The sequence below is a fragment of the Parasphingorhabdus sp. genome (assembly GCF_041748495.1).
In the GTDB taxonomy this organism is placed as follows: Bacteria; Pseudomonadota; Alphaproteobacteria; order Sphingomonadales; family Sphingomonadaceae; genus Parasphingorhabdus.
This window is the reverse complement of sequence record NZ_JBGTDD010000022.1, coordinates 1-6749: the sequence shown is the minus strand read 5'-3', so window position 1 is coordinate 6749 and position 6749 is coordinate 1. Positions and strand designations below refer to the sequence as shown.

General features: G+C 59.9%; 6 protein-coding genes. 5 read left to right on the top strand and 1 reads right to left on the bottom strand.

Annotation, left to right across the window (positions count from 1 at the left end; all coding sequences use genetic code 11):
• A partial coding sequence (gene purC, locus ACEW8J_RS01870) for a phosphoribosylaminoimidazolesuccinocarboxamide synthase (protein ID WP_373489930.1) occupies positions 1-611 on the bottom strand: 611 nt, incomplete at its 3' end.
• Positions 612-784: 173 nt separating this feature from the next.
• On the opposite strand from purC, the gene ACEW8J_RS01865 reads away from it, so the two are divergent.
• The 5 genes from ACEW8J_RS01865 to ACEW8J_RS01845 all read left to right on the top strand — a co-directional run.
• On the top strand, positions 785-1249 hold the full coding sequence (locus tag ACEW8J_RS01865; protein WP_373489929.1) for a hypothetical protein: 465 nt from the start codon (positions 785-787) through the stop codon (positions 1247-1249).
• Positions 1234-2037 carry a ceramidase domain-containing protein gene (locus ACEW8J_RS01860; protein WP_373489928.1) on the top strand — a complete coding sequence of 268 codons (804 nt, stop codon included), beginning with the start codon at positions 1234-1236 and terminating at the stop codon, positions 2035-2037. The genes ACEW8J_RS01865 and ACEW8J_RS01860 overlap by 16 nt, the downstream gene beginning before the upstream one ends.
• A 213-nt stretch (positions 2038-2250) precedes the next feature.
• A complete protein-coding gene (gene parC / locus ACEW8J_RS01855) occupies positions 2251-4524 on the top strand; it encodes a DNA topoisomerase IV subunit A (protein WP_373489927.1) in 2274 nt (757 codons plus the stop codon).
• Between the two features lie 255 nt (positions 4525-4779).
• Positions 4780-5073, top strand: coding sequence for a DUF4212 domain-containing protein (locus tag ACEW8J_RS01850; protein WP_373489926.1), 294 nt, complete (start codon positions 4780-4782; stop codon positions 5071-5073).
• Between the two features lie 9 nt (positions 5074-5082).
• The coding region (locus tag ACEW8J_RS01845) for a sodium:solute symporter family protein (protein WP_373489925.1) at positions 5083-6749 on the top strand (1667 nt) is incomplete at its 3' end.

Sequence of the window (6749 nt, the reverse complement as noted above, 5' to 3'; positions counted from 1 at the left end):
AGGCGGCAGCCGTCCGGGCTGATTTCGTCAGCCAGGATGATGCGTGAAAAATCACCCTCGAAAATCCGGCCAAACTCGAGCTTGAAATCGATCAGCTTGATGCCGATGCCGGCGAACATCCCGGCCAGGAAATCGTTGATCCGAATGGCCATGGCGGAAATATCCTGCATTTCCTCCTGACTGGCCCAGCCGAAACAGGCGATATGTTCTTCCGCGACCAAGGGATCGCCGAGCGCGTCATCCTTGTAGCAATATTCGAGCAAGGTGTGCGGCAACGGTGTACCCTCCTCGATGCCGAGGCGCTTGGACAGGGATCCGGCGGCGACATTGCGCACGATCACCTCGATCGGGACAATCTCGACCTGCTTGACCAGCTGTTCGCGCATGTTGAGGCGGCGGATGAAGTGGCTGGGGATGCCGATGTGATTGAGCAGGGTGAAGATATGTTCGCTGATCCGGTTGTTGATCACGCCCTTGCCGTTGATCGTACCCTTTTTCTCGGCATTGAAAGCGGTGGCATCATCCTTGAAATATTGGATGATCGTGCCGGGCTCCGGGCCTTCGTAAAGGATCTTGGCCTTGCCTTCATAGATTTGGCGACGACGGGACATTATTGGGTTCCACTTCGCAAAGAGTGCGACAAAAAATCAAGCCCCGACGGTTCGAATCGCGGTGGATTGAACGGATCGGGGCAGCCGAACCTCACTATATGCCAAAGCAGCTTGCGGCGCAAACAATCCCGTTTCATGATGATCGGTGGAAAGAGGGGAAAGCAGGGAACGTCATGGCCGGATATGAAACCATCGATGAAATCATGGATACGCTCTATGAATGTATCTCCGGACCGCCGGGCGGCCAGGACTGGGAGCGTGACCGCGAAATCTATCACCCGCGCGCGCTGATCACCCGGACGCGGATTGTCGAGGGGGCACCGGTTGCCTTCACCTTCAGCTATGACGAATTTGTCGAGGCGACGATTCCGATCCTGGCGGGGCGGAGCTTTTACGAAATCGAGATTGGCCGGAAGACGGATATGTTCGGCCAGATCGCGCATGTCTTCAGTGCTTATGAAGCGCGCGAGACACCCGACCATCCGGAGATTCAGTTTCGCGGGGTGAATATGGTGCATCTATGGAATGACAGCATGAGCATTGATGGCAGGCCCAATGGCCGCTGGTGGATCATGAGCATCATCTGGGACAATGAGCGCGAAGGTCTTGATCTGCCAGCGGAATGGCTGGGGCGCTGATCAGCGTGGGAAGTAGGCTGATCGCCGCGGCGGCGTTGACCGTGCTGATTGCGGCCATCACACTTGCCTTGCTCCATCTTCTGGGACCCGAATGGTCGCGCTTTGCTCCGGCGACCTGCTCGGAAACCCGCTGTTTCTGCGAAATGCCGAGGTCGGGTGCGGTCCTGTTGCAGCCGGCCAACAGCCTGTCGTCCTTCGGCTATGTGTTTGCCGGGCTGCTGATCGTCCTGATGAGCCGGTCGCGAGACTGGCGGTCAGCATTTCCGCCGCTTGCGGCCATGATCCTGGGGACGGCGGCGATCATTGTCGGGATTGGATCGGTTCTGCTCCACGCAACGCTTACCCTCTGGGGTCAGTTTTTCGATGTGCTGGGCATGTATCTGGTCAGCGGATTTTTTCTGATCCGGGCGCTGGCGAAATGGTGGAACATTCCGGACCGGCGGGCGCTGGTCCATTATGCGCTGTTGTGCGCGGTGCTGGTGGCCATCCTCTACGGCCTACCGGAAGTCCGGCGCTGGCTGTTTGCGGTCATCCTGGGCATTGCGATCCTTCTCGAGCTTGTCTTCGCCAGACCGCTGCGCCTGCAGGTGCGAACCGGCTATTATATTGCGGGACTGATCGCCAATATTGTTGCTTTCACGATCTGGAATCTCGATCAGCGCGGCCAGCTATGCAGTCCTGACAGCCTGTTGCAGGGTCATGCCGTCTGGCACCTGCTCGGCGCGGTCGCGCTGTGGTTCGCATTTCTCTATTATCGCAGCGAAGAGAAACGAGCGGTTCGCGGCTAGTTCCCCGGCGCAGGCCGGGGCCCATCTCCGGAACCTTCGGCAAGGCACGGAGGAAGTTGTGTGCCCGAAGTCGAGTTCACGCGACAAATTGTCCAGGCAGATGAACCAGATATCAGGAGATAGACCCCGGCCTGCGCCGGGGAACCGTATCTCTTTATCGCAAGGCCACTTTCCCCCTACCAACGGTGAATCCAGCCTGCTATCGCCTGCGGCATGAGTGATGTAACCGATGCGCCGGAAGCGGCTCCCGAAGATGAATTTGACGCGATCGTCGAAGCGCCCTTTGATGCAGCGCTGTCCGAACGCTATCTGATCTACGCAATGTCGACGATTACAGCGCGGTCGCTGCCGGATCTCCGCGACGGTCTGAAACCCGTGCACCGCCGCCTGCTCTGGGCGATGCGGCTGCTCAAGCTGGAGCCGTCGCAGGGGTACAAGAAATGTGCCCGGGTGGTCGGCGATGTCATCGGCAAATATCATCCGCACGGCGACCAGTCGGTCTATGACGCGATGGTCCGCCTCGCCCAGACTTTCTCGCTGCGCTATCCGCTGGTCGACGGGCAAGGGAATTTTGGCAATATCGATGGCGATAACGCGGCGGCCTATCGTTATACCGAGGCTCGGCTGACCCGCACGGCGATCGAGCTGATGCACGGGCTGGACGAGGGCACGGTCGATTTCAAACCGACCTATAATGGCGAGGACGAAGAGCCGGAGGTTATGCCCGGCCTGTTCCCCAATCTGCTCGCCAATGGCGCGAGCGGGATTGCGGTGGGCATGGCGACCAGCATTCCATCGCACAATGTTCACGAGATTATCGACGCTGCAACCTTGCTGATCGACTCGCCCAAGGCCGAACATGCCGACATCATGGCGATCATCAGGGGGCCGGATCTGGCCACGGGCGGAACGCTCGTCGATCCGAAATCCGTCATTGATGCCGCCTATGAAAGCGGGCGCGGCGCGATGCGGGTTCGCTGCAAGTGGGAGAAGGAAGATGCCGAAGGGCGCGGTGCCTGGCAGATTGTCGTCACCGAAATTCCCTATCAGGTGCAGAAGGGCAAGCTGATCGAGCAGATCGCCCAGATCATCGCCGACAAGAAACTGCCGATACTCGCCGATATCCGCGACGAATCCGACGAGCAGGTGCGGATCGTGCTGGAGCCGAAAAGCCGCGCGGTCGATCCGGAAGATCTGATGAACGCGCTGTTCCGGATGTCCGATCTGGAAAACCGCTTCTCGCTCAACATGAACGTGCTCGACAAGGACCGGGTGCCCAAGGTGATGGGCATCGGCGAAGTACTGCAACATTGGATTGTCCACCAGATCGAGGTGCTGGTGCGCCGTTCCCAGCACCGGCTCGACAAGATTGCCGCCCGGCTGGAACTGCTCGAAGGCTATATCATTGCCTATCTCAACCTCGACCGGGTGATCGAGATCATCCGCAATCATGACGAACCCAAGCCGATGCTGAGGGACGAGTTCCAACTGACCGACCGGCAGGCCGAAGCGATCCTCAACATGCGGCTGCGCTCCCTGCGCAAGCTGGAGGAAATGGAATTGCGCAGCGAGCGGGACAAGCTGCTCGACGAACGCGACGGGCTGGAAAAGCTGATCGAGAGCCCGGCGCGTCAGAAGACACGGCTGAAGAAGGATCTCGCCGACCTGCGCAAGCTCTACGCCGAGGACACCGATCTCGGCAAGCGGCGGACGATGCTGATCGAGGCTGCGCCGGCGCGGGAAATCTCGCTCGAAGCCTTTATCGAGAAGGAGCCGGTCACCGTCATCATGTCCAAGCGCGGCTGGATCAAGGCGATGAAGGGCCATGCCGATCTGTCGCAGCCCGACAGTTTCAAGTTCAAGGAAGGCGACGGCCCGCGCTATGCGTTCCACGCGCAGACCACCGACAAACTGCTGATGGCCTGCGACAATGGACGGTTTTACACCATTGGTGCGGACAAGCTGCCCGGTGCGCGCGGCTTTGGCGAGCCGGTCGGATCGATGGTCGATCTGGAAGCCGGCGCGGAACCGATCGCGCTGATGGTCGCCGACATGAAGGCGAAGCTGCTGATCGCCTCGACCTGGGGTCGCGGCTTCCTCTGTCTTATCGCCGATGTCGTGGCGGAAACCAAGAAGGGCCGCCAGGTGGCCAATCTCAAGGGCGACGCGCGGCTGCTCGTCGTCCGTCCGGTTCCCCAAGGCGCCGATCATGTCGCGGCGATTGGCGAGAACCGCAAGCTGGTGGTTTTCTCCCTTTCCGAAATGCCCGAAATGTCCAAGGGGCAGGGCGTGATGCTGCAGCGCTACAAGGATGGCGGGCTTTCCGATGCAATCGTGTTCCGGCTGGAAGAAGGCCTGAGCTGGGCAATGGGCGGCGATACTGGCCGCACGCGGACCGAGAATGATCTGACGATGTGGCGGGTCGCGCGCGGGGCCGCCGGGCGGTTGCCGCCGACCGGGTTTCCGAAGAGCGGGAAGTTTGATTGATAAAGGATTCTTCTCCCGTGAGGGAGAAGGATAGGAAGCCTTATGAGCCCAGCGAATTAGGCGTAGCTGGGTGAGGGGGTTCTGTTCTCTCGAATATTGTACACCCTCACCCAGCTACGACTAGGCAGCAAGCTGCCAAGTCTGCGCACCCTTCTCCCTGAAGGGAGAGGGAGGATATCTCCTCACGATAAAACATGTTTGCGCTATCCTGCCTCTCCCTCTAGCTTGACCGCTAAGAACAAGGGGGAGGCCAGAATGTCTGATGAAAGCCCGGACACGTCCGAACAGGACGGCGAAACCAGCGCCAATGAAACGGCCTATTGGTCGCAGAATATCCGGTTGCTGTGGACGCTGATGTCGATCTGGTTCGTTGTCTCCTTTGGCGCGGGCATCCTGTTCCGCGATTTTCTCGATCGATTTGCCCTCGGCGGCTATCCGCTCGGCTTCTGGTTCGCGCAGCAGGGGGCGATCTATTTCTTCATCCTGCTGATCATCTTCTACAGCGTGAGGATGCGACAGCTCGAGCGGCAATATGATCTTGATGACTGAGCGCGGCTGATGGCGACCCAGACCCTCATCTATCTGTTCGTCGGCCTGTCCTTCGCGCTCTATATCGGCATCGCGATCGCGTCGCGCGCGGGTTCGACCAAGGAATTTTATGTGGCCGGCGGCGGAGTCAATCCGGTGGTCAACGGCATGGCGACGGCGGCCGACTGGATGTCGGCGGCCAGTTTCATCTCGATGGCCGGGATCATTGCCTTTTCCGGCTATGACGGGTCGGTCTATCTGATGGGCTGGACCGGCGGTTATGTGATGCTGGCGCTGCTGCTGGCGCCCTATCTGCGCAAATTCGGACAATATACCGTCCCCGACTTCATCGGCACGCGTTACTATTCCAGCGCCGCCCGGGTGGTCGCGGTGATCTGCCTGATCTTCATCAGCTTCACCTATATTGCCGGACAGATGCGCGGCGTCGGCATCGTCTTTTCCCGTTTTCTCGATGTGCCGATCAATCTGGGCGTGATCATCGGCATGGCAATCGTGTTCGTCTATGCGGTGCTGGGGGGCATGAAGGGCATCACCTATACGCAGGTGGCGCAATATTGCGTTTTGATCTTCGCCTATATGGTGCCGGCTTTCTTCATCAGCTTTCTGGTGACCGGCAATCCGGTACCGCAATTGGGGCTGGGCTCGACGGTCAATGACGGTTCCGGGCTCTATGTGCTGCAGAAACTGGATCTGGTGCTGCAGGACATGGGCTTTGCCGCCTATACCGATGGCAGCAAGTCGATGATCGATGTTTTCTGCATCACCGCGGCGCTGATGGTCGGGACAGCGGGTCTGCCGCATGTGATCGTGCGCTTCTTTACCGTGCCCAAGGCATCGGATGCCCGCAAGTCGGCGGGCTGGGCGCTGGTGTTCATCGCATTGCTCTACACGACGGCGCCGGCGGTGGGCGCCTTTGCCCGACTCAACTTCATCGACAGCGTGCAGGACACCGAATATGCCGAGGCCCCGGCCTGGTTCAAGAACTGGGAAAGCAATGACCTGATCGCCTGGCGCGACAAAAATGGCGATGGCCGCATGCAGCTGGGGACCGGCGATCCGTTCCAGGGCGCTCCGGAATTTGCCGGAGAAACGGGCAGCAGCGGCGAGCGCGTGGTTGTCAATGCAGCGGCGGACGACAATGAGAATGAAGTCTATGTCGACCGCGATATCATGGTGCTGGCCAATCCGGAGATTGCCAATCTGCCCGGCTGGGTGATCGCGCTGGTCGCCGCCGGCGGACTGGCGGCGGCGCTGTCGACGGCGGCGGGCTTGCTGCTGGTGATCAGCTCGTCGATCAGCCATGATCTGCTGAAGAGCACCTTCCGGCCGCAGATTACCGAGAAAGGGGAGCTGCTGGCTGCGCGGCTGGCGGCAACGGCCGCGATCGTGGTTGCCGGCTATCTTGGCATCTACCCGCCCGGATGGGTGGCGCAGGTGGTTGCCTTCGCCTTTGGATTGGCCGCGGCGTCGCTGTTCCCGGCGATCTTCATGGGCATTTTCTCCAAGCGCATGAACCGCGAGGGCGCGATTGCCGGGATGGTCACGGGGCTGAGCTTCACCTTCCTCTATATCGGCTGGTTCAAGCTCTGGTCGCCGGAGAGCAATGTCGCGGCCAACTGGCTGTTCGGTATTTCACCCGAGGGCATTGGCGTGATCGGAATGCTGCTGAATTTCGC